26 protein-coding genes are annotated in these 22,698 nt (G+C 64.2%); 4 read left to right on the plus strand and 22 right to left on the minus strand.

Annotated features, from left to right (window positions below; translation table 11 throughout):
* The 17 genes from LQ232_RS13790 to LQ232_RS13870 all read right to left on the minus strand — a co-directional run bounded on the left by LQ232_RS13790 (position 1) and on the right by LQ232_RS13870 (position 14,519).
* On the minus strand, positions 1-384 hold the full coding sequence (locus tag LQ232_RS13790; protein ID WP_230180924.1) for a GPW/gp25 family protein: 384 nt from the start codon (positions 382-384) through the stop codon (positions 1-3).
* On the minus strand, positions 381-680 hold the full coding sequence (locus tag LQ232_RS13795) for a hypothetical protein (RefSeq protein ID WP_230180925.1): 300 nt from the start codon (positions 678-680) through the stop codon (positions 381-383). The genes LQ232_RS13790 and LQ232_RS13795 overlap by 4 nt, the downstream gene beginning before the upstream one ends.
* Before the next feature lie 17 nt (positions 681-697).
* The gene (locus LQ232_RS13800) at positions 698-1,414 is read right to left on the minus strand and encodes a phage baseplate assembly protein V (RefSeq protein ID WP_230180926.1); all 717 of its coding nucleotides are present in this window, start codon (positions 1,412-1,414) and stop codon (positions 698-700) included.
* Positions 1,414-2,529 carry a hypothetical protein gene (locus LQ232_RS13805; protein WP_230180927.1) on the minus strand — a complete coding sequence of 372 codons (1,116 nt, stop codon included), beginning with the start codon at positions 2,527-2,529 and terminating at the stop codon, positions 1,414-1,416. Before LQ232_RS13805 ends, LQ232_RS13800 begins: the two co-directional genes overlap by 1 nt.
* A gap of 5 nt (positions 2,530-2,534) precedes the next feature.
* Positions 2,535-2,807 carry a hypothetical protein gene (locus tag LQ232_RS13810; RefSeq protein ID WP_230180928.1) on the minus strand — a complete coding sequence of 91 codons (273 nt, stop codon included), beginning with the start codon at positions 2,805-2,807 and terminating at the stop codon, positions 2,535-2,537.
* A 20-nt stretch (positions 2,808-2,827) separates the two neighbouring features.
* On the minus strand, positions 2,828-3,517 hold the full coding sequence (locus LQ232_RS13815) for a hypothetical protein (RefSeq protein ID WP_230180929.1): 690 nt from the start codon (positions 3,515-3,517) through the stop codon (positions 2,828-2,830).
* A complete protein-coding gene (locus tag LQ232_RS13820) occupies positions 3,517-3,777 on the minus strand; it encodes a hypothetical protein (protein ID WP_230180930.1) in 261 nt (86 codons plus the stop codon). Before LQ232_RS13820 ends, LQ232_RS13815 begins: the two co-directional genes overlap by 1 nt.
* A complete protein-coding gene (locus tag LQ232_RS13825) occupies positions 3,774-5,909 on the minus strand; it encodes an ATP-binding protein (RefSeq protein ID WP_230180931.1) in 2,136 nt (711 codons plus the stop codon). Before LQ232_RS13825 ends, LQ232_RS13820 begins: the two co-directional genes overlap by 4 nt.
* Positions 5,906-7,060 (minus strand): DUF4255 domain-containing protein, encoded by a 1,155-nt coding sequence (locus LQ232_RS13830; protein ID WP_230180932.1) that lies wholly within the window; start codon positions 7,058-7,060, stop codon positions 5,906-5,908. Before LQ232_RS13830 ends, LQ232_RS13825 begins: the two co-directional genes overlap by 4 nt.
* 3 nt (positions 7,061-7,063) lie before the next feature.
* Positions 7,064-7,900, minus strand: a complete 837-nt coding sequence (locus LQ232_RS13835) for a hypothetical protein (RefSeq protein ID WP_230180933.1) — start codon at positions 7,898-7,900, stop codon at positions 7,064-7,066.
* A complete protein-coding gene (locus LQ232_RS13840) occupies positions 7,897-8,676 on the minus strand; it encodes a hypothetical protein (RefSeq protein WP_230180934.1) in 780 nt (259 codons plus the stop codon). Before LQ232_RS13840 ends, LQ232_RS13835 begins: the two co-directional genes overlap by 4 nt.
* Positions 8,676-9,185, minus strand: coding sequence for a phage tail protein (locus LQ232_RS13845; RefSeq protein ID WP_230180935.1), 510 nt, complete (start codon positions 9,183-9,185; stop codon positions 8,676-8,678). The genes LQ232_RS13840 and LQ232_RS13845 overlap by 1 nt, the downstream gene beginning before the upstream one ends.
* A gap of 22 nt (positions 9,186-9,207) precedes the next feature.
* Positions 9,208-11,184, minus strand: coding sequence for a phage tail sheath subtilisin-like domain-containing protein (locus LQ232_RS13850; protein WP_230180936.1), 1,977 nt, complete (start codon positions 11,182-11,184; stop codon positions 9,208-9,210).
* A 30-nt stretch (positions 11,185-11,214) separates the two neighbouring features.
* Positions 11,215-11,490, minus strand: coding sequence for a hypothetical protein (locus tag LQ232_RS13855; protein ID WP_230180937.1), 276 nt, complete (start codon positions 11,488-11,490; stop codon positions 11,215-11,217).
* Between the two features lie 211 nt (positions 11,491-11,701).
* On the minus strand, positions 11,702-13,084 hold the full coding sequence (locus LQ232_RS13860) for a sigma-54-dependent Fis family transcriptional regulator (protein ID WP_230180938.1): 1,383 nt from the start codon (positions 13,082-13,084) through the stop codon (positions 11,702-11,704).
* 100 nt (positions 13,085-13,184) lie between these two features.
* Complete coding sequence (locus LQ232_RS13865; RefSeq protein ID WP_230180939.1) at positions 13,185-13,826, minus strand: peroxiredoxin; 642 nt, start codon at positions 13,824-13,826, stop codon at positions 13,185-13,187.
* Between the two features lie 24 nt (positions 13,827-13,850).
* Positions 13,851-14,519: an alpha/beta hydrolase gene (locus tag LQ232_RS13870; RefSeq protein ID WP_230180940.1), complete on the minus strand. Its 669-nt coding sequence runs from the start codon at positions 14,517-14,519 to the stop codon at positions 13,851-13,853.
* A gap of 196 nt (positions 14,520-14,715) precedes the next feature.
* Between LQ232_RS13870 and LQ232_RS13875 the strand changes: the two genes are divergently transcribed.
* A complete protein-coding gene (locus LQ232_RS13875) occupies positions 14,716-15,345 on the plus strand; it encodes an XRE family transcriptional regulator (RefSeq protein ID WP_230180941.1) in 630 nt (209 codons plus the stop codon).
* On the opposite strand, the gene LQ232_RS13880 is transcribed toward LQ232_RS13875, so the two are convergent.
* Positions 15,318-16,613, minus strand: coding sequence for an O-acetylhomoserine aminocarboxypropyltransferase/cysteine synthase family protein (locus LQ232_RS13880; RefSeq protein WP_230180942.1), 1,296 nt, complete (start codon positions 16,611-16,613; stop codon positions 15,318-15,320). The genes LQ232_RS13875 and LQ232_RS13880 overlap by 28 nt on opposite strands.
* A 23-nt stretch (positions 16,614-16,636) precedes the next feature.
* Entirely contained in the window at positions 16,637-16,855 is a 219-nt protein-coding gene (locus tag LQ232_RS13885) for a molybdopterin-binding protein (RefSeq protein ID WP_230180943.1), read from the minus strand.
* A gap of 149 nt (positions 16,856-17,004) precedes the next feature.
* Between LQ232_RS13885 and LQ232_RS13890 the strand changes: the two genes are divergently transcribed.
* The 3 genes from LQ232_RS13890 (at position 17,005) to rpiA (ending at position 19,078) form a co-directional block, all read left to right on the plus strand.
* Positions 17,005-17,631, plus strand: a complete 627-nt coding sequence (locus LQ232_RS13890; RefSeq protein ID WP_230180944.1) for an FABP family protein — start codon at positions 17,005-17,007, stop codon at positions 17,629-17,631.
* Positions 17,632-17,709: 78 nt separating this feature from the next.
* Complete coding sequence (locus tag LQ232_RS13895) at positions 17,710-18,399, plus strand: heparan-alpha-glucosaminide N-acetyltransferase (RefSeq protein ID WP_230181598.1); 690 nt, start codon at positions 17,710-17,712, stop codon at positions 18,397-18,399.
* A gap of 7 nt (positions 18,400-18,406) precedes the next feature.
* A complete protein-coding gene (gene rpiA, locus LQ232_RS13900) occupies positions 18,407-19,078 on the plus strand; it encodes a ribose-5-phosphate isomerase RpiA (RefSeq protein WP_230180945.1) in 672 nt (223 codons plus the stop codon).
* A 21-nt stretch (positions 19,079-19,099) separates the two neighbouring features.
* On the opposite strand, the gene LQ232_RS13905 is transcribed toward rpiA, so the two are convergent.
* The 3 genes from LQ232_RS13905 to folD are packed head-to-tail and all read right to left on the minus strand — an operon-like array spanning position 19,100 to position 22,666.
* Positions 19,100-19,732, minus strand: a complete 633-nt coding sequence (locus LQ232_RS13905) for a glutaredoxin domain-containing protein (protein WP_230180946.1) — start codon at positions 19,730-19,732, stop codon at positions 19,100-19,102.
* 18 nt (positions 19,733-19,750) lie between these two features.
* The gene (locus LQ232_RS13910; RefSeq protein WP_230180947.1) at positions 19,751-21,793 is read right to left on the minus strand and encodes a M3 family metallopeptidase; all 2,043 of its coding nucleotides are present in this window, start codon (positions 21,791-21,793) and stop codon (positions 19,751-19,753) included.
* 27 nt (positions 21,794-21,820) lie between these two features.
* Complete coding sequence (folD, locus tag LQ232_RS13915; RefSeq protein ID WP_230180948.1) at positions 21,821-22,666, minus strand: bifunctional methylenetetrahydrofolate dehydrogenase/methenyltetrahydrofolate cyclohydrolase FolD; 846 nt, start codon at positions 22,664-22,666, stop codon at positions 21,821-21,823.
* Between the last annotated feature and the right edge of the window lie 32 nt (positions 22,667-22,698).

Genomic DNA, 22,698 nt, shown 5'->3' on the forward strand with positions numbered 1-22,698 from the left:
TCAGTGCGCTCCCTGGCGTTGCAGGCGCACGCTGATCACTTCGCCGGTGGCGATGATGCGGTAGCGCAGGTCCACGTTGAGGGTCGAGTCTTCGGCGCTCACGTCCAGCAGTTCGACCGTGATGCGTTGGCCCAACCAGCGCGACAGGTTCTGGCTGACCAGGGCCTTGGTGATGCCGGCGGTGGCGTCGTCATTGCGCTGGAACACCAGGCGGCGCAGGCCGGCCCCGAAGCTGGGCAGGAAAGGCCGTTCGCCTTGCGCGGTGAGCAGCAACTGGATGATCTCGCCCCGGATGTGGTCGGGCAGGTCGGCCGGCGTGGCTGTGCGCCCATCGGTGCCGATGCGGAATGGGAAAGCCAGGTGGCGGCCGTTGTTCGTGCTCATGGCAGCGGCGTCCGGTAGGTGTCGACCGTGAAGGCCATGGTGTGGTGGTGGTTCGTCAGGCCGCCATCGCCGCTGTTGTCGGTGGTGACCAGATCGCCCACGTGGTCACCCAGGAACTTCAGCACACCTTGGGCAATGGCCGCGAACAGGATTTTGCGGTCGTCGGCGCCCTGGCCGTCCATGGGCAGGAACTCGCCTTTGCGCGCCTGCCATTCGTTCTGCATGGCCTGGTCGATGTACGCGGCCAGGCTGGACGCGAAGTCATCGAAGGTGCCGGCTTTGAGGGGGGAGCTCATGGGATGGCCTCGGTCGATCAACCAGTGGTGACGCGGGTCGACAGCAAGGCCGGCGTCGCGGGTGGGAAGGGGGTGACCGGCACGATGGGCGTGACAGGGATGCCGATCACGGTTTCGCCCACGTGCATGTGCGCGTTGAAGATGCTGACGAGCTGGTTCAGGTACTGCAGCAGCGAATCGCCAAAGGCCACGGGGTGCGTGGCGCCCTCGGTCAGCTCGATCAGTGGTGCTTCGACGATCACCTTGGTGGCGGCCAGCAGCTTGATCTGCCCATCGTTGACGCTGATGGTCATCAGGTTGCTGCCGTTGCCGTCTGACAAGGTCAGCGTGTTGGCGTCGTCGTCGAGCGCAACCATCAGGCCTTTCTCACTGCGCAGGACCTTCAAGGGGGGCTTGGCGGCGGTGCCTTTCTCGTCGGCCGGGACATCGCTGGTGCCCCACCAGCCGCCAGTCCAGATGGGGCGGGATGGGTCACCCGCCTCGAACTCGATCCAAACGCCTGCGCCCACGGGCGGGATGGCGTGGAAGCCCACGCCCGGGCCGGCGTAGGGCGAACAAGGCGTGGCCCAGGGCGTGGACAATTCTCCAAAGACCTCGGGCACTTGGGCCTTGATGCGGCCGATGGCGGACGGGTCTTCGTTGTCGGTGACCAGGCCGCGGTACTTGCCGAAATGGCGCGTGCGCGATTGCGTCGCCAACTCGACCACCAGTTTTTCGAGCGTGCCGCTTTCCATCAGAACACCCCCGAGGCCATGCCAGAGCCGCCACCCGCGCCACCGGCCGAGCGCGCATTGCGGTGCAGAGAAAACTTTTGCCGGTAGCCGTGGTCGGTCAGCACATGGGTGACGCGGCCGATGAGGTAATCGCCCGACAGGTAGCCGCCGATGCCGCGCACGCGGACCAGGTGGTAGGGCTGCATCACCCCTTCGTAGTTGTCGGCGTCCAGCTCGCCATTGGCGGCGTAGGCCCAGGACGAGAGATCGACCGTCGCCGAAGTGGCCGCGTCCAGGTCGGTCTGCTCTTCGCGCGTGCCGGTCAGCAGCATCACGGCGGGCTGGGTCATGTCGTGCGTGGAGGCATCGCCCAGGGGCGCGATGTCGGCGGCCTCGGTGCTGCTGGAGAGCACACTGCGGTCGGCCAGGCTGATGCTGCCCGCTTGGGCCTTGATGGGCCGCAGGGCGTCGAACTCGGCCGAGAAGCTGGCCACATTGCACTTGTCGCCCACCAGCAGGATCTCGGGCAGGTCGGCCGCGTCGAACTGGGGGCGCTTGAACATGCCCACGCTCAGGCCCGGCGCCTCGCCAGGCTTCACATAGGTGAACATGCCGTAGCGTTTGGCCAGGTCGCGCAGCAACTGCATGCTGGTGCCGCGCTGCACGACCACGCGCTGAAGCGCCGCGCCCGCGTCCGGGGCGGCATCGACATCGGCGCTGAAGCCCACATCGGTGAACAGGCTGGTCACGATGTCCTGGGGCGCCATGTCTTCGAACAGCACGACTTTTTCGTCGCGGTTGAGCTGCACGCTGTCGTCTTGCACCACCAGGGTCATCACGCTCTGGTTGGGCGCCGATTTCATCTCGTAGCGGTTGCCCACGACCATGCCGTCGATCAGGGGCAGGAAGTCGGCATCGGCCACCTTGACCTCGATGCGCACGCGCACGAAGGGTTGGGCGATGTCGTCCTCGATGCCGGCCCACACACCCGCGTCGTCGGTGCCCACGGGCAGGTCCAGCTCGGCCTCGGCCGCGATGCCAATGCCTTGGTCGATGCGGATCTCGGTGAACAGCGCCAATTGCTCAGCTGACGCCGGAGCATTGTCGAAATAGACGCGGTATTCAGCCTTGGCCATGGTGCTCAGCTGTTGGGGATCTGGATGGTGCGGCCGGTGGGCGCCAGCAAGGAGGCGGCTTCCAGCTCGGTGTTGGCATCGGCCACGTGCCAGTAGCGCGTGGCATCGCCGTAGCGCTGCTCACTCATGGCGTCAAGCTGGTCGTGTGATCGCACGGTCGCCTCAACGCCGGGCGTCGGTGGCAGCGGGCGCAGCTTGACGGCGGCCACGGGGCCACCGGCCCGGTCTGGCGCGGTGACGGTGGGCAAGCCGAAGTAGCGGGAGTTCTTCAGGAACATGAGGGCTTCTCCATCCTTCATCAAAAGGGAATGATGTCCAGCGCAAACTCAACCGCCTTGGCTAGGTTCAGGGTCGCCTGGGTGTCCTTGATCATTTGCGTGTACTTGTAGGCGCCTGCGCCCACGGCGTCGTCGGTGGGGGCCTGGCTGGACACCTGCAGGCCGATCTTCACTTCGGCCTGGATGGGGTTGAGCAGCACGTCGTACTTCTGCTCGGTGATGGACATCGAGGTGATCGTCACCGGCAGCACACGCGAGGGCCCCCAGATGAACAGGATGCGCGGCAAAGGCACGCGGGGGATGGGCTGCGACGGCGGCGTGGTGCTGGGCCCGGAGATGGCTGATCCCACGGCGTCGATGGCCGCCCCGATCAGGCCGCCCGGCGTGGTAGGCGGGTAGACCATTTTTTCCAGCGCCGCGATTTGCGGGCCCACGCCGAACAGCCGGGGGATGGCCGAGACCGCGCCGCCAGCGCCCAGGTCATCCGCCGCTGAAAAACGCGCAGTGATTTCGAAGCGCTCCGAAGGTGGTGCGGCCGCCGCGTGGTTCTCGGTACGCGGCTGTGCGGCCGCGGTGCTGGGCGGCTGGGGAATGGTGATGGTGCGCGTCATCTGTTCGGGGTTGAACTGGAAGACGACGATGTTCGGGATCGGCCCGAGGATGTTGGCGCCGTATTCCACCAGCACGCCGCGCAATGGGAAGAGTGCCATCAGACCGTCTCCCCTTGCGTGGTGCCGATCCAGTCGACCAGGCGTGCGGCGATCAAGTCGGTCAGCGCGTGCGCATCCATGCCGACGTGGGCATCAATGGCCCCCAGGTCGGCTTGGGCGATGACACTGCTGGCACCACGCAGCTTCAGGTCGGACAGGCGATGGGTCAAGGCGGGGCCCAACAAGTCTTGCACCTGCCCGCCCATCTCCGTGGACACGCCTTGCAGCGTGACCGCCAGGTGATCAATGTCCAGCTTCATGCCCAGACCTCCATGAGTGCGGCATAGCGCCCGAATTGCTCTCGGCCGGCCACGCGGTTCATCTTTTCCAACTCTCGCTTGATGGCGGTGAGCACGTGGGGCATGTCAACACGTGCTGGCGACTGCGCGCCTTGCTTGGATGCGGCCAGCAAGCAGGCGTTGAACGCGGCCGAGCGGATGTGGCCACCCGCCATGTCGAATTGCTGGGCCAGCCAGCGGCAGTCCAGCTCGGTGATGTCGACCTGGGCGGGGAAGACCTGTCGCCACAGCTGCTCACGCTCAACGACGCCCGGCACCGGGAACTCCACGATGTGGCGCAGGCGGCGTGTGAATGCCTCGTCCAGATCCTTGCGGCGGTTGCTGGCCAGCACGGCCAGGCCCTTGAAGCGCTCCATGCGTTCGAGCAAATAGCTGATCTCGATGTTGGCAAAGCGGTCGTGCGCGTCTTTCACCTCCGTGCGCTTGCCGAACAAGGCGTCGGCCTCGTCGAAGAACATCAGGCAGTCGCTGGTCTCGGCGGCGTCGAAGATGCGGCGCAGGTTCTTTTCGGTCTCGCCGATGTATTTGTTGACGACCTGGGACAGGTCGATGCGGTACATGGGTAAATCCAGTTCGTGCGCCAGGGCTTCGGCGGCCATGGTCTTGCCGGTGCCCGGTGGGCCGCAGAACAGCACCGACAGGCCGCTTTCGTTCCAGGCTTGAGCCGTGCCCCAATCATGGTGAACCCGGCCCAGCACGGACATGGCCGCGACGATTTCGCGCAGTTGCTGGGCCTGTGCGGTGGGCAGCACCAGTTCGTTCAGGGCGAAGCGTGGCATCACGGCATTGGCCAGGCCGTCGAGTTCAAGCCGGGCTTCGGCGCGGCACACGGCGAACAAGTCCGAGGCGCTGGCTTCATCGCCCAAGGCGGAGGCCGCTGCTGCGGCGCGATCCAGCGGGCGCTCGGCCATGCGGAAGCGCCGCGCAGCTTCGGGGATGGCCTCGCGAACGGCGGGGGCGCAGTCAGCGAGTAATGCGTTCAGCCGCTGACCCCGGGCTGCCACGTTCAACGGCGGCAGGGTGCAGGTGGGCAGCATCAGCTTGCCTGGCAGGACTCTTGCAGCTTGGCCGCCATCGGTGGTGGGCAGGTACCAGCGCAATGGCAGGGCCGCTAATGACGAGGTCCAGTGATCTGCACCAGTGGCGCAGCAGCGTTCTTGCCAATGTTCCGGGAGCAGCACGTCCACGCCTCTCAGCCAGCAGACGGTCGCTGCGGCGGCCAAGCCGCGCTCGGGGGTGATGTCGTCGCTCAGCACGCACAGGCCTCGGCCCGCGGCGGCGCTCAGGGCCTGCGCCCAGGTGGTGAAATCGGTGCCGAGCTGCGCCTGTAAAGGCAACACCTGCATGGCGGTGGGTGGGTCAGAGCGCAAGCGTGCCAGCACGGCTTGCATCTCGCGCGGCAGTTCGCGCGTGGGGACATCACCGTTTTGCAGCAGGCCTCGGGGGCTGCTTTGAGGATCCAACAGGGCCTGCGCCACGCTGGCGGGCATGTCCAGCGCTTGATGCCAGTCCAGCACTTCCCGCCCGCTTGGCAAGTGCAGCAGGCCATGGTGGAACAAGGCATGACTGGCGTCGGCGCAGGCGGCCACGGCCATGGGGTCGTCCCACAGGCGTTGTGCCAATGCCAGCGTTGGCCAGGGGCGAGACAGGTCGTTCTGGCAGGCCGCGCACACCGCGCCGATCGAGGCATCGACACGCCCCGCCAGCGCGCAGGCCAGCACGAACTGGGCCGCTGGCGTCAAGCCGCAAGTGCGCGTCAGCCAAGCCCAATCCCCGTGGCGACTGAGGCGCAGACGAGGTGCCTCCAGCTCGGCAATGCGGTCGCTCAAGTAGCGCGCGGTCGTGTCCTCGGCAAAGAAGGCCCGCTTGTCGTCGCGAAAGCGCGCCAGGTCCAGGCTGTCTTGCACCGGGTCCGTGATGGGCGGCAAAGCACCAGGTACAGGCGCGGCGCCATGGCCCCGCTGGTGCCAGCACCAGGCGATCTCGCGCCGCAGACGCCAGGTCACCTGTGCCAGCCAATGGGCGCACACCGGGTCACCCACGCCCAGGTCGGGGTTCATGGAAACAGGCGTGGCGGCGAGTGGCGCGCTCATGTCCAGCTCAGCACGGGAGAGTCCAGGGCCTGCTCGCCATTCACGCGCAGGATCACCCGGTAGTTGGGATTGGGTGCCAGCGCTTGAACGTCGCTGACGGCAAAGGTGAGGGAGGTGGCGCTGCCGCCGGGCAATGGCTCCAGCAGCAATTGCGCTTGGCCATTGAGGTAAAGCGCCGCGTAGATGGCGGCATCAGGCCCGCCCAGTTGCGCACCATTGACCACGAACTGACCGAACAGCTTGCCTGCCACCAGGGTGAGCGGTACGGGCAGGTTCACGCTGGTGACCCTGGGCACAAGGTGCCCTGCCACCGCATTGCTGCTCAAGGTGTGCCCATCGGGCAGCGTGCGCGCCACGCAGACGGGGTAGGCGCCTGCCGTGATGGGGTCGGCCAGTGGGATGGTGGTGCTCAAACCGCCGTCTGCCGTGGGCGTGGCGGGGTAGACCGAGGCACCCACCATGATCTGATCGTAGCCCGCCAGATCAACACCCCGCAGCACGAAGTCCTGGCCAGCGCTGATGCGCTCTGGTTCGATGGCGCTGAGCCTGGGGCCCAGGCTGGGCAGGGCCGTGACGCCTTCGTACATCTGCGGCGGCGGCAGTGGCTTGCCGATGGTCTTGACGGGCAACGCATACGCCGGAGGCGTGTCCATCGGCGCCAGCATGACCGGGCGGACCTGGAAAGCGGCCGAGATGCGGTACTTCTCTTCACTGCCTTGCATGATCTTGGACAGCATCTCGACATCGGCCTCGTCGAAGGTGATGCGCAAAGGATCCGGGCTGCTCGACAAGGCGGCGTTGGTCGGGTCGGGCGGGATCACGCTCATGCTGTTCAGGGCTAGCATGCCCCGGCTTAGCAGCTTGTGCGCGGCGATGGAGTCGCTGTCTGCGCCATCGAAGGCGGTCAGCAGGTAGTACAGCACCAACCAGACTGGCGGGGCCTGGCCGGCGTCAAGAGGGCGGTTGCGCAGGTTGGCGTCAATGCCCACACGGTAGAGGAAGAGGTTGAAGCTGCCGCCCGTCGCGCCGGCATTGCTGGCATCTTCGGGTCGGCCCACGGCCACGGCATTGATGCCGGTTCGGGATGCAAGCTGGACCTTCAGCAGATCGCTGACAGCGCCGATGGCCTCACTGCTGGCGGCAAGTGACATGGCTCAGCTCCAACGCACATGGTGGCGGCGCAAGGCGAACCGCGCTGGCGCCGGGGTGGGTTCGGCCACGGGCTGAGGCTCGGGCATGATCACCGTCGCAGGGCTGGCGGCGCGCACTTCCAGGGTGATGGTGCCAATGCGGACGTGGGTCCGGGGCATGGCCTCGCCTGGGTTGGAGGGCTTGATCGTTGGGCGTGATTCGCGCTGGTGGTCAGGCTGCACTGGCCGGACCGTGAATGACGACCCCACAGAGGTGGGCTGTTCAGGGGTTTGCCGTGCCAGGCTCCGGCTTTGTTCCTGCGACTCAGGTTTTTGCCGAGGCAGGTCCACGCTGCTGGAGCTTGCCAGGGTTGATAGCGCCTCTTTGACCAACTGGGGCGCGGCTTGCGACAAGTGCATGTCGCGTGGTTGCCGAGGCGAACTCAACGTGGTGTTGGTCAGAGTCGTGGTCAGCGGCGCCAAAGCTTTGTCTGCCCAGGCTTCGCTTTGAGAATGAACCATTGGCGAGGCCAAGGCTGGCTTGCCTGGTTGGACATGGACCGGCCATGCCATCGCGTCGGGCACAGGCAAGGTGTCGGCTGGTGCTTGGGTGAGCGGTTCTGCCGGTCGCGCCATCGTTGGAGCCTCTGAGGTGGTTTGCGCCTTTTGCCTAGGCAGCGTACCCAGCAACGACGAGGTCTGGCGCTCCTCACTCAAACTCAGAGGGGGTGCGGTGGTGGCCATGGGCGCCATGACCTCGGCATGCTGCTCAAACATTGAAGGGCTCACCGTGGTGGGTGCGCCGGGCGTCACCGCAGGCGGTGCGACCTGCGCGGCCAGTCGGGCAAAGTAGCCGCTCATGCCCAGGCTCCTTCACGGTCAAGCTGCCGCAGGTAGTGCGCGCGCCGCCAGCGGGGCAGGGCCAGGATGTCAGCCTCGCGCCAATGGAAGGCGCTGGCCAGTTGCAGCACGTCATCCAGCATGCGGGCTTGCGCGCGCGAGAACCCGTCGATCAGCAGGGCTTCCAGGTCACAAACCAGGGTGTTGTCCTGCGCGCAGGCGGGGCAGGTCGTGTGCAGGCGCAGGGCGGTCAAAGGGTCGTGCGCCTCAAAGGCATCGTCCAGCATGGGCAGCAGCGTGGACAGGGCCGGCGGCTCTTCATCAGGCGCCACACCATGCACCGCTTCAATCAAAGACGCGGCCAGGGCCTCTTGCGAAGAAGGTCCTTCCAGCATCCAGCTTTGCAGATCACGGCCACGGGGCAGGCGCAATGCCAACTCGACGCCGCTGTCGCTGCGCCAATTGAAGCGCGGCGCAGCCGACTGGCCGGCCAAGGCGCGCAAATCCAGCGCGACTTCCATGGGCTCGTTGCACTGAGTGCACGCGCTTTGCAACTCGATGACGGGCTCCTGAGCGGCCAAGCGCATGGCGATCAAGGCCTGCAAGCGCTGGTTCAGCGTCCAGTCCCAGGCCTCATCCGCCTCGATCGCCTGCCCATCAGGGCCGCACACGCAAGCGGTCAGCAAAGCGGTCACCGTGCCAGGGCGGTCAGCCGCATCGAACACCAGGTCGATGTCTGCCGCCGCGCTGCCCACGGCACGCGCCCGCCAGGCCTGAGCATCCTGCCCAGCCATCATCAGCCCGCCTCGTTCGGCTCAGGCGTGTCGGCATCGCGCACCCAGCCTTCCAGTTCGATCTTGATGTGCTCGATCGCCACGGCGTTCGCATTGGCGTCCAGGTCGGGCAGGGTGACGAACTCGCTGACCCAGCAGCGGAAGAGGAAGTAGCGGATGGCCACCTGGCTCTTCTCGTTGAGCACTTCCAGGGTCAGATCCTTCTTGTAGCCCGCCAGGTCCATGGCCGAGTCGCCGGCGTAGCTGCCGACCGCATTGGCCCACTTCTCGAACTCCAGGTCGTGGGTGATGCCGCGCTCCAGCGTCACGCCTTCGTAGGTCGAGCGGCCGGGTGATTTATGGTCATAGCTGTTCTGCCCGCCGCTGCGGTGCTTGACCACCTCGGTGGTGCGCTTGAGCGAGCTGACCTTGGACACGCCGAGCACGGCCTTGCCGTCCCACAGCACGCGGAATTTGAAGTTCTTGTAGGGATCGATGCGGGTCGCGTTGACGACGAAACCGGTATTGGCCATGACGAGGTTCTCCGGTATTTATTTACAGATCACCAGCGATCTGCTGGATGCTGATGACGACAAATTCGGCGGGCTTGAGCGGGGCGAAACCGACCTGGATGTTGACGATGCCCTGGTTGCGATCGTTCTGGTTGGTGGTCTCGCCATCGCACTTGACGAAATAGGCCTCCTTCGGCGTGCCGCCCTGGAAGGCGCCCTGGCGGAACAGCGAGTTCATGTAGGCGCCCACGTTGAGGCGGATGTTGGCCCACAGCGGTTCGTCATTGGGCTCGAACACCACCCACTTGGTCCCTCGGAACAGCGACTCTTCCAGCATCAAGGCCAGGCGGCGGATGGGCACGTATTTCCACTCCGAGCCCATCTGGTCGGCGCCGACCAGGGTGCGCGCGCCCCAGGCAATGCCGCCATAAACCGGGAAGGTGCGCAGGCAGTTGATGGCCAAGGGATTGAGCACGCCGTTCTCGGCGTCGGTCAGCTTGGTGTCGAGTTGTGCCACGCCGTTCAGCACGGCTTCGACCCCGGCCGGCGCCTTCCAGACGCCACGTTGGCTGTCGGTGCGCGCGTAGATGCCGGCAACGGTGCCGCTGGCGGCCACAGAGCGCAGGCGGAACTCGTTGACCGGGTCCGGGATCTGCGTGCGCGGAAAGTACAGCGCCGCGTTCTTGTTGCGGAATTCATTGTGGTCGTCCAGCCAGTCCTTGATCTCCTGCACCTCGTTCTTGTCGGAGGGGAAGTCGATCAAGGCGAAGGCACGCTTGCGTTCGCAGAAGGCCAGCGCGGCGCTGTAGACGGCGCGCGTCTGCGAGTCGGGGAAGCCATCGGCCACCGCGCGTGGAATGCACAGGATGTTGAACAGGTCGACTTTTTCAAGTGCGTTCAGGCCTGTGAACAGCGCCGGGTTGCCGATGATGGCCGTGGCGTCGGGGGCGATGCCATCGCCACCCACCGTGGACTTCTTGAGCGCCGCCACGTCCGCCCCTGCCACCAGCCCCAAAGGGTACTGCTGCACATTGGTGTTGTTGGCGGCCACCAGCGCCAGCGTGGTGGCCGTGGTGTCGGCAGCGGCATTGGCAATGAGCACGGTCTCGACTGGATCGAAGGTGGTGCTGCCTTTGCCCGACAACACGCGCAGCCTCGTGCCCACCACGTCCACCGTGGCGCCGGTGTAAGAAGTGGAATTGACATTGGCCGCGCGAATCGCCTTCTCCAGGCGGGGCCGAAGCTGGGCCAGGGTGGTCACGGTGCCCGCGGCCCAGACGTCCAGCGTGGCATCCACAGCTGCCAGTGCCCCGATTTTGACGCTGATCTTCTTGCCGCTGAAACCATTGAAGTCGGCCAGCGCCAAAGCCGCCAGATCGCCGCTGATGGTGCCGCTGGAGGCTGGTCGATTGGTGGCGGTGGCCCCTGCGCCCTTCAGCACCTTGATCAACTTCGAGCCATCGTTGATCACCTTGACGGCGTAACGTGGCTTGCTGTCGTCCATCGTGAGGTTCAGGAAGCGCTCGCTGCCCAGGGGCTTGGCCTTGGCACTGGGACCGTCATACCGGGTCACCGTGAGGTTGAACAGCGTGGCGGCGTCGGGCTTGCTGAAGTCCACGTTGTAGTCCACGTCCACCCGAACGTTGTTGCCCCACAGGCCCTCGCTGTAGGCGCGCACGTCCAACACGGCCGCGCCACCACCCGATGCATCCGCCTTCAGTACGGCGCCGGCCAGTGACACCGGATGGGTGCCGTCCGCCGTGGCCACGCGGATCACATAGGCCGAGCCACCCCCATTGAGGAAGTACTGGGCAATGGCGTAGCTTGCCTCGCTCCGGTCATCCAGGCCACCGAAGACGCGCTGAAAATCGGCCATGCCGAAGATCTCGATTGCCTCGTTCATAGGCCCTTCCCGGAAGAAGTCGATGAAAGCAGTGATCGAGGTGCCCACGCTGGTGATGGTGTGCACGCCGCTCGACACTTCCTGGATGTAGACGCCTGGGTAACTCACTTGCACCATGTGTGCCTCCTGGAACAGTCATTCAATCGATCAAGAATTCGCGATGAAACGGTCAAGCGTTTCATCGACCTTGGCGTTCAGGCCGGTGCGCCGGTAACGCACCTGCCCGTCTGCCGCGTTGCTCGCCTCGATGACACCGGCCTGCTCCATCTGCTTGAGCGCTTGCGCCAGGTCAACCAAGGACACCTCACCTGATTTCAGCCACCACTGCGCAATGCCTTGCTGGGTGTCAGACGCAAGGGGGTTCTGCCGCAAATAGCACGACAGGACACCCACGATCTTCGCGACCGAAGCAGAAACATTCATGGCGACATGCAATCCCTTGACCTGTCTATACGCAATCTCGGTGCCATGCATCAAGCAGGCTGATCACAGAGGGGAAAGACATCTCGGGCAGTCATGTCCGCGGACAAATGTGTCCACCTTGGCCCTGCTCAAGGCCGCTTTACCTGGGGGCCATCACAGCAGGAAAGCACCTGGACAAATTTGTCCGACCAGATGCGCGGAAATGTCCTGGTCAATGCGCGGCGGCATCCTTGGGCCGAAAGCGCTCGGCGCAAATGCCGTGCTTGCGTATCAACTCGAACAGTGCCCTCCGGTTCTTCTGGGCCACCTCGGCGGCCTGCGTGATGTTGCCGCCATGGGCTGCCAGCAGGCGCTCCAGGTAACCGCGCTCGAAGGCATCGACGATGCGTGTCTTGGCGTCCTGGAAGGATTCGCCTGCGCCTGCCGTGGTGTCGATCGCTTGCAATTGAAGATCATCGGGCAGGATGCTCGAACCCTGTGCCAGCAGAACAGCCCGCTCGATCACATGCTTGAGTTCGCGCACATTGCCGGGCCAGTCGTGGGCCAGCAGCCGTTTGACGGCCTGAGGCGACAACCCGATGGGTGGTCGCCCTGATTGGGCAGAGAACTGCTGAAGGAATCGCAAGGCCAGGGTGCAGATGTCCTCGGCGCGGTCGCGCAAGGGCGGCAGCACCACGGTCAGCACGTGCAGGCGGAAGAACAGGTCGCGGCGGAAAAGGCCGCGTTCGACCAGGCCCGCCAGATCTTGATTGCAGGCAGCGATCACGCGGACATTGGCTTTCAGCACCGAATCACCACCGACCGGACGGAACTCCATGTCCTGCAGAAAGCGCAGCAGCTTGGCTTGTGCGGGCAGGGGCAACGAGTCGATCTCGTCCAGGAACAGGGTGCCGCCTTCGGCTTCGCGCACCAGGCCGCTGCGCGTGGCGTGGGCGCTGGTGAAGGCGCCGCGCACATGGCCGAACAGCTCGCTCTCCAGCAGATCGGCCGGGATGGCGCCGCAGTTCACGGCCACCATGGGTCGTGTGGCCCGCGCCGAGGTGTAGTGGATCGCCCGGGCGCAGACCTCCTTGCCGGTACCTGTCTCGCCCAGGATCAGCACCCCTGCATCGCACCCCGCGATGGTGGGGAGCATGGCCAGTTGCTTGACGAACGCCGGGCTGGCGCCCACCAGTTCACGCAAGGCAGGTGATTGAACCGGAGGGCGTTGCAAAGTTGTGGTGGCGGGCATCGCACCCACGGCGCGGCGCAAGCGGGTCAGCAAGGCAGGCTCATCCAGCGGCAGGCTCACGAAGTCGATCGCACCCGCGGACAGCAAGGCCAGCAATTGGGGCTGCGACAGCCCCATCACCACCGGGAGCACAAGGCAGTGGGGATGCTTCAAGCGCCAGGCCGCGATGGTGGCGGCCACGTCGGCCACGTTGTCCGCGTCCACCAGCGGAAGCGACAGATCGCACGGCGCGCAGGCAGGCAGGCAGGTTTGCAGCTCGACGGTGAACAGATCGGCGGCCCCGGCCAAGATGCAGTCATGCAACTCGCGGCCCAGCGCACCGTGCGGCTCACCTGCTGCCACTGAGCAGGTGAGCTGATTCATCGTGATGTCTCGATCGTCATGCGGGCTCCCTGGGAGGGTTTGTTCTTGCCCGGATTTTGCGAGACATCAACGCATTGCAGTATCCCTACCTTGTCAGGGATCAGCGGTTCGGCTGTGGTGTGAGCCTGAGGTAAGGTGTGACGGCTTTGTAACCTTTGGGGAACTTCTGCTTGATCACTTCAGGGTCTTGCAGCGAAGGCACGATTACCACGTCGTCGCCATCCTTCCAGTTGCCCGGTGTGGCCACGCTGTGGTACTCGGTCAGTTGCAGCGAGTCGATCACGCGCAGGATCTCGTCGAAGTTGCGCCCGGTGCTGGCCGGGTAGGTGATGATCAGCCGGACCTTTTTGGTCGGATCGATCACGAACAGCGAACGCACGGTCAGCGTGCTGCTGGCGTTGGGGTGGATCAGGTCGTACAACTCAGAGACCTTGCGGTCAGCATCGGCGATGATGGGGAAATCCACCACCGTGTTCTGCGTGCTGTTGATGTCGCCAATCCAGCGTTGATGAGATTCAACCGGGTCCACCGACAGGGCGATGACCTTGACGTTGCGATTGGCGAATTCGTCCTTGAGCTTGGCGGTCAGGCCCAACTCCGTGGTGCACACGGGCGTGAAATCGGCCGGGTGCGAAAACAGAACGCCCCAGCTGTCGCCCAGCCATTGGTGAAACCGGATGGGGCCTTCGGAAGAGTCTTGTTCAAAATCAGGGGCGGTGTCGCCCAGGCGCAAGCTTGGCATGGTGAGTCCTTTCAGTGGGTGAGGTCAGATCGCGTAAGTCAGTTCCATGGGATGCACGCGCTCGATGCGCCGTTGGCGCTGCTGGTCGCGGATCATCTGGTCTACATGGAAGCGAGCCAGTGGCCAGGGCCCAAAGCCCGATTCCGTGTTGATGTGGCCCACGGGGCCCAGGTTCAAAAAGTGTGCGCTCCAGTGATCGGCCCATTGCCGGGCGCTGTCCAAAGGCATCCAAGGATCATTTTCACTGCCGATCACGGTGGCCGGCAAGCCCAACCCCGGCGTTGACAGGGCATCGACCACGCCAAACTTGACCGGGTCGGCCGGCGCCACCAGCAAGGCGGCTCGGATGCCGCCCCCGGAGGGTGACAAGGTGGGGTTCAGGGCGCGCAGGTAGCGGGCCAGCGCCAGGCAACCAAAGCTGTGGGCCACGGCCACCCATGTGGTGGAGGCCGGCGCGCTTTCGATCGTGCCGCCAATCTGCGCGGCCCAGGCATCCAGCTCGGGGTGATCCCACTCCTGCTGCTTGACGCGGACCGCCCCCCGGTACTGGCTTTGCAGCCAGGTTTGCCAATGGGTGCGCCCACTGTTGTGCAACCCGGGGATGACCAGCACGCGCACTTGCGAGCCGGCGTAGCGGCGTGAGGCGTGCTGAACCGCACTGTTTTCCAATTCATGGAGGCCATTCAAGCTCATGGGCAAATCCTGCGCAATGACGCGATGGGTGAAACATTAAGGAATGAACACCATGCTGTGAAGCAACCTTTGCGCATGCCCCTCATGGCAATGCGCATAACGAGGATGCACATGTCAAATGCGTTGTTCCCTTGCGGGCGCAGGCGGCCTATCGTCCAGCATGACTTTCGCAATTGGATTCCAGGGAGAAAATTCCATGAGCAGTTCTCTGGAATTACCTCCTCCTACCGTGAACGATGGTGCCGTGTCGACCCTGGTCGGCCACAATCTGCGGCGCTTGCGCAAGCAACACCGCTGGTCGCTGGAAGAATTGGCCTTGTACAGCGGCGTGTCTCGCGCCATGCTGGGGCAGATCGAGCAGGGTAAAAGCGTGCCCAGCATCCGAACCCTGTGGCAGGCCGCCCAGGCGCTGGGCGTGTCGGTGTCGTGGTTTCTGGAGTCTCAGCACGACGCCAGCGTCTTGCTGATCAAGCCCGCCAAAGACCAGGCCACGGTTTTGGGCCCAGGCGACGGCGAGTTGCGCGCTCTGCACATGCCTACCGAGGGTCACCGTGACGAATTCTATGAACTGCGTTTGGCACCCGGGGCCCGCCTGAGCCTGACCACCCCAGCCAAGTCCCGCCGGATCAATGTGGCTGTATCCGAAGGCACCTTGGAGGTACTGGTTGACGAGGCTTCATACCAATTGGGCTTGCGCGACGCGCTTCAGTTTGAAGGCACCGACGCGCTGACCTGGCGCAACACCGGGCTGATCGAGGCCAAGGCCTTCGTGGTGATCAAGCCCTTGCTGCACCAAAATCAAAGCACCGTGCTGGCCAGGGCCTGATCCAGGTCAGCCAACAAATCATCGATGTGCTCGATGCCCACCGACAAGCGAACGGTATCTTCGGTGACACCCGCTTTGCCCAACTCTTCTGGCGACAACTGACGGTGCGTGGTCGACGCGGGGTGGGTGGCCAATGAGCGCACATCCCCGATGTTGACCAGGCGTGTGAACAGCTTCAAGCCATCCAGGAAACGCGCACCGCCTTCGCGGCCACCTTCAATGCCAAATGTCAGCAGGCCCGATGCCTGGCCCGACAAATACTTTTTGACCAGTGCGTGGTCGGGGTGGTTTTCCAGCCCGGCATAGTTGACCCATTTGACGCGAGGGTGGCTGCTCAGGTATTGCGCGGCCTTGAGCGCATTGCTGCTGATGCGGTCCATGCGCAGGGCCAGTGTCTCGATGCCTTGCAGGATCAAAAAGCTGTTGAACGGCGAGATGGCCGCGCCCGTGTTGCGCAGCGGGACCACGCGCGCCCGGCCAATGTAGGCGGCAGGGCCCAGGGCCTCGGTGTAGACCACGCCGTGGTAGCTCACATCAGGTTCGTTCAGGCGCTTGAAGCGCTCCTTGTGCTGGGCCCAAGGGAACTTGCCCGAATCGACGATTGCGCCGCCGAGGCTGTTGCCGTGGCCACCCAGGTACTTGGTCAGCGATTGCACGACGATGTCGGCACCATGCTCTATCGGGCGGCAAAGGTAAGGCGAGGGCACCGTGTTGTCCACGATCAGCGGGATGCCATGGCGGTGCGCGATCTCGGCCACCTTGGCGATGTCGGTGATGGTGCCCGAGGGGTTGCCCAGCGATTCGACAAAGATGGCCTTGGTGCGGTCGTCGATCAGGGGCTCGAAACTGTCGGGGTTGCGGTGGTCGGCAAACCGGGTGGTGATGCCGAACTGGGGCAAGGTGTGCGCCAGCAGGTTGTAGGTGCCGCCATACAGCGCCGTGCTGGACACGATGTTGTCACCCGCTTCGGCGATGGTCTGGATGGCGTAGGTCACCGCGGCCTGGCCCGAGGCCACGGCCAGCGCCCCGATGCCGCCCTCCAGCGCCGCGATGCGCTGTTCCAGCACATCCTGCGTGGGATTCATGATGCGCGTGTAGATGTTGCCAGGCACCTTCAGGTCAAACAGGTCAGCGCCATGCTGGGCGCTGTCAAACGCGTAAGCCACCGTCTGGTAGATCGGCACGGCCACCGCCTTCGTGGTCGGGTCTGGAGAATAGCCCGCGTGCACGGACCTCGTTTCGAACTTCCAATCGGGATGGGTGGCCATGTCGCTCCTTGGTGATTGAGGATTCAGAGTGCTGCGATGGAAACTTCGGTCGACTTGACCAAAGCAATGACTTCCTTGCCAACGACCAGGCCCAGCTCCTTGACCGAGCGGGTGGTGATGACCGAGGTGACGATCAATCCCGAGGGGGTTTCGACGTCGATTTCCGAAACAACGGGGCCGTCAACGATTTCTTTGACTTTGCCGCGGAACTGGTTGCGAACATTGATGGCGGTGATGGTCATGGGAGTCGATTCAAAAGTCAATGATGAAGCTTGCACCTTAGGGGGGTGCCCTGGCCTTGAGAAGTGATGAGTTGGCATGCCGGTGTGCAAGAAAATCATATGGACTGCTTAATAATCGGGTGAGCCTTACCCTTTACCAGAGCCTGACCATGAGCCAATTTCCTGACGACATCTACACCGAACCCTCCGCCGTCGCTGTCGACACCCTGGCCAACCTGGGACCATTGCGCGGCATGGCGGGCATCTGGCAGGGCACGCGCGGCCTGGACATCAAACCCAAGGCCGATGGCCCGCGCAAGCAGGCCTATGTGGAGCGCATGGAGCTGCAACCCATCGATCCGGTCACCAATGGCCCGCAGCTCCTGTATGGGCTGCGCTACCTGGTCCTGATCACCAAGCCTGACCAGGTCAAGACTTACCACGAGCAAGTGGGCTATTGGCTGTGGGAGCCGGCCACGGAAACCGTGACGCACACCCTGACGATTCCCCGCGCGCAAACGGTGATGGTGTCTGGTCAGGTCAAGGCCGATGCCACCAGCTTCGAGTTGGTGACGACCGACGGCGTGGGCATCTGCTCCAGCGCCTTCATTGATTACGCCTTCAAAACCGTGGAGTTCCGCATCAAGGTGCAGTTCAACGCGGACGGCACCTGGGCGTATGACGAAGACACGGTGATGATGATCAAGGGCCAGCCCGAGCCCTTCCACCACGTGGACACCAACCACCTGAGCCGGATTGGTGAGCCAACGCCCAATCCTTTGGCCCGAGGCCGCTGAGGCAGCGTGGTTTCTTCTTCCGCGCCTGTTTTTCGCTTTGACCGCCTGGATGCCCTGCGCGGCTTCGCGCTGGTGTGGATGGCGGTGTTCCATTTTTGCTTTGACCTGAGCCACCAGGGGCTGCTGGCCGCCAATTTTTACGAAGACCCTTTGTGGATCACGCAGCGCACCTGCATCCTGTCCTTGTTTTTGCTGTGCGCGGGCGCAGGCCAGGCGGTGGCCACCACCCAGGGCCAGTCATGGCCACGCTTTTGGCGGCGCTGGGCGCAGGTGGTGGCTTGCGCGGCGCTGGTGTCCCTGGGCAGCTGGTTCATGTTCCCCAACAGCTTCATCTACTTTGGCGTGCTGCATGGCATGGCCGTGATGCTGGTCGTGGCCCGTTTGAGCGCGCCATTGAAGGCGTGGCTTTGGCCGCTGGGCGCCATCGCCGTGGCCTTGCCCTGGTTCATTCGGCATCCATTTTTTGACAGCCGGGCCACCAACTGGCTGGGCTTGGTCACCTACAAGCCCATCACCGAAGACTATGTGCCGGTGCTACCCTGGCTGGGCGTGATGTGGTGGGGCATGGCGGCCACGCAATGGCTGCTGGCCCGGCATCCGCATTGCATGGCTTCTGGCGCCAACGGGCCTGGCAGGGGTGACAATTCAGGCTTGACCGCGACAGTTCGGGCCGCTTTGGCGGCCTTGGGCCGTTGGAGCCTGACTTTTTACATGCTGCACCAACCCGTGCTGATCGGTGCCTTGAACGCCTGGATTTTTTTGAAGTGACGACACCATGACCCAAGACGAAATGAAAACACTGGTGGGCCAAGCGGCCCTGGACTACGTGACTGCGGGCAGCGTGGTGGGCGTGGGCACGGGATCGACCGTGGACAAGTTCATCGATGCTCTGGGCGCCGCGCTCAAGACCGATCCCCAGCGGGTTGTGGGTGCCGTGTCCAGTTCCGTGCGCAGCACTGAACGGTTGCTGGCCTTGGGCGTCAAGGTGTTGCCGGCTGAGTCGGTGAGCAGCTTGGCCGTCTACATCGATGGCGCGGACGAAATCAATCACCAGGGCGACATGATCAAGGGCGGTGGCGCCGCCTTGACCCGCGAAAAAATTGTGGCCGATTTGGCTGAGCGTTTTGTGTGCATCGCCGACGAAACCAAGCTGGTGGACACCTTGGGGCGCTTTCCGCTGCCGGTGGAGGTGATCCCGATGGCGTCGGCCCAGGTCATCCGCCGCTTCACGGCCATGGGCGCGCAGGCCAAGGTGCGTGAAGGCGTGACCACCGACAACGGCAATGTCATCGTCGATGTGACTGGCCTGAGCATCACCAACCCCGCCCAGATGGAGTCGGATGTGAACCAGTGGCCGGGGGTGGTCACCGTGGGCATATTTGCCCGCAACCGCGCGTCGGTGTGCCTGTTGGGCACGCCAAACGGCGTCAGAACCCTGACTTTTTAAGCCCCGGGCCGTGCTGGTTTCTCAGAACTTGAAGCCAGGTGGCGGAGGCGGCGTGGGATTGGGCGAAGGGCTGACATTGCTGGGCGTGTCGGTCTGCAGGCGCAGTGGCTCGGGCACGGGTGCGCGCACTTCGGGCGGCACCAGCGGTGTGGCTGCGGGCTGCTTGTAAGTGTTGGGCAACGCCGATTTGGCTGGGTAGCCCGCCGCGTCCAGGTAGCCGCTCCAATCGGCTTGCGTGAAGCCCACCAACTGCTTGCTGCCCACCTTCAACACTGGCAGCTGCTGGACGCCTTCCTGCTTTTGCAAGGTCAGGATGTCCTCAGAGGTTTCCACCGTTTTCTCGGTGTAGGGGATGCCCCGTCCTTGCAGCATCTGACGCGCGCTGTCGCAGGGGGGGCACTTGGACGACGAATAAAAAGTGACCGGGTATTGGCTGGCCACGCGCTGCAATTCAAACGGCAGCCCGGTGGCCTGCACCACGGTGCCATTGGTTTTGAGCGTGGCGGCAGGCCGATCGGCCGGGGGGCGGTCGGTGTAGGTGACACGGCCATCCGGCCCCACCACCTTGTAGAGGGCCCAGGCCGGGCCTGCACTGAGCAAAGTCAGGCCCACCAGAGAGGCCAGCAAGGAAGAGGACTGCACGTAACGACTCATGTGGTTCTACCTTTGAATTCAGCTCATGCCTTGGTGGCGCAACAGGGCGTCGATGCTGGGCTCGCGGCCTCGGAACGCCTTGAAATTATCCATGGCGGTGCGGCTGCCGCCGGCTTCCAGGATCGACTCCCGATAGCGCCGGCCAACTTCAGGATTCAGCACGCCGGAAGGACCTGTGGCGGCTTCTTCAAAAGCTGCATAGGCATCCGCCGACAGCACTTCGGCCCACTTGTAACTGTAATAGCCCGCCGCGTAGCCGCCTGCAAAGATGTGTGAAAAGCTGTGTTGAAAGCGGTTGAACGCTGGCGGGATGTTGACCGCAACTTCCTTGCGCACTTCGTCCACCACGGCTTGAACCCGCTGGTCGTTGCCTGCTTCGGCGTGCAAGCGCATGTCGAACAATGAAAACTCAACCTGGCGCAGGGTGGCCATGCCGCTCTGGAAGTTCTTGGCGGCGTTCATCTTGTCGAACAGATCGCGCGGCAAGGATTGGCCGGTGTCCACGTGGCTGGTGAGTTGCTGCACCACGTCCCACTCCCAGCAGAAGTTTTCCATGAACTGGCTGGGCAGCTCGACCGCGTCCCACTCGACGCCACTGATGCCTGACACACCAATGTCGTCCACCTTGGTCAGCATGTGGTGCAGGCCGTGGCCGAATTCGTGGAAGAGGGTGGTCACGTCATCGTGAGTGAGCAGTGCAGGCTTGCCCCCCACGCCCGAGGCGAAGTTGCACACCAGGTGCGCCACGGGGGTTTGGGTCTGGTGGTTGTCGGGGCGCGTCCAACGGCCCCGCACGTCGTCCATCCAGGCGCCGGGGCGCTTGCCCGAGCGGGCGTAGAGGTCCAGGTAGAACTGGCCGACCAGGCTGCCGGCGCGCTCGATGCGGAAGAATCGCACCGACTCGTGCCACACAGGGGCGCTGTCAGGCTTGATGTTCACATCGAACAGGGTTTCGATCAGCTTGAACAGGCCGGCCAGCACCGTGGGCTCGGTGAAGTATTGCTTCACCTCCTGGTCGCTGAAGGCGTAGCGGGCTTCCTTGAGCTTCTCGCTGGCGAAGGCGATGTCCCAGGATTGCAGATCGGTCAGGCCCAGTTCGGTGCGTGCGAAGTCGCGCAGTTCGGCCATGTCCTTTTCGGCGAAGGGGCGTGCTCGGCGTGCCAGGTCGCGCAAGAAATCCATGACCTGCTGCGGGCTGGTGGCCATCTTGGGCACCAGGGACACATCGGCGAAGCTGGCATGGCCCAGCAAGGCGGCCTCTTCCTGGCGCAGGGCGATGATCTGCTGCATCAAGGGGGTATTGTCGCGCTCGGCAGGGCCAGTCTCGCTGGCGCGGGTGGCATAGGCCCGGTACAAGGTTTCGCGCAGGGGGCGGTGCGTGGCGTACTGCATCACCGGCAGGTAGCAGGGCATGTGCAGGGTCAGCTTGTGGCCATCCTTGCCCTCGGCTTGCGCGGCGGTTCGGGCAGATTCGACCACGTCGGCGGGCACACCGGCCAACTCTTCCGCCGTGGCGTAGTAGCTGTAGGCATCGGTGGCGTCCATCACGTGCTCGGAGAAGGCTTGCGACAGAGCCGCCTGCTGCTCCTGGATCTCGGCAAAACGTTTTTTGGCCTCGCCTTGCAATTCGGCGCCACCCAGCACGAAACCGCGCAGGGCGTTGTCCAGCGCGCGGTGGCGGGCCGGGCTCAGGCGTTGGCCCTCGGGTGTCAGTGACAGCGCCTTGTACTTGCCGTAAAGACGCTCGTCGGCCCCCAGGCGCGTGTAGAACTCGGTCAGGCGCGGCAGGTTTTCGTTGAAGGCCGCGCGGATTTCTGGCGTGTCGGCCACCGCGTTGAGGTGGCCCACCGCGCCCCAGGCACGGCCCAGGCGTTCGGTGGCCACGTCCAGCAGCAGCGACAAGGTGTCGTAGTCCGGCGGCACGTCGGGGCCGGTGACCTTGTCCAGCGCAGCTTCGGCCTCCTTGAGCAACACATCCATCGCCGGCGTGACATGGCCGGGTTGGATGCTTGAGAAAGCGGGCAAGCCGGAGGTGTCGAGCAGGGGATTGGCTGTGGTCATGGGCGTTGGATATTGGTTACAGGCGAGTTATAGGCGCTCGGCGGCTTCGATGGTGTTGACCAGCAGCATGGTGATGGTCATGGGGCCGACACCGCCCGGCACGGGGGTGATCCAGCCAGCCACTTCCTTGACGCCGGCAAAATCGACGTCGCCACACAGCTTGCCTTCATCATCGCGGTTCATGCCGACATCGATCACGACGGCCCCGGGCTTGACCATGTCGGCCGTGAGTACATTGCGCTTGCCCACGGCGGCCACCACCACGTCGGCTTGGCGGGTGTGGTAGGCCAGATCCGGGGTTGCACTGTGGCAGATGGTGACGGTGGCACTGGATTGCAAGAGCATCATGGCCATGGGTTTGCCGACGATGTTGCTGCGGCCAATGACCACGGCGTGCTTGCCGCGCAGGTCGTAACCGATGGACTCGATCATCTTCATGCAGCCATAAGGCGTGCAGGCCTTGAAGCCGGGCTCGCCCACCATCAGGGCACCAGCGCTGGCCACGTGGAAGCCATCGACGTCCTTCAGGGGGGAGATGGATTCGATGACTTTGTGATCGTCGATGTGCTTGGGCAGGGGCAACTGCACCAGGATGCCGTGGATGGACGGATCGTTGTTCAGCGCCTCGACGCGGGCCAGCAGTTCGGTCTCGGTCATGGTGGCGGGGTATTTCTCGAGCACCGAGTGCAGCCCGGCGTCTTCGCAGGCCTTGACCTTGTTGCGCACATAGACCTGGCTGGCGGGGTTCTCGCCGACGAGGATCACGGCCAAGCCGGGGGTGATGCCTTTTTCGGTGAGCGCGGCGGCGCGAATGGCCACCTCGGCGCGGAGTTGCTTGGACAGGGCGTTGCCGTCGATCAGTTGTGCGGTCATGGGGCGGTCTGCAATTCAGTCAAAAAGGGACG

The sequence above is a fragment of the Aquabacterium sp. CECT 9606 genome, from assembly GCF_918741295.1.
Taxonomy (GTDB): Bacteria; Pseudomonadota; Gammaproteobacteria; order Burkholderiales; family Burkholderiaceae_C; genus Aquabacterium.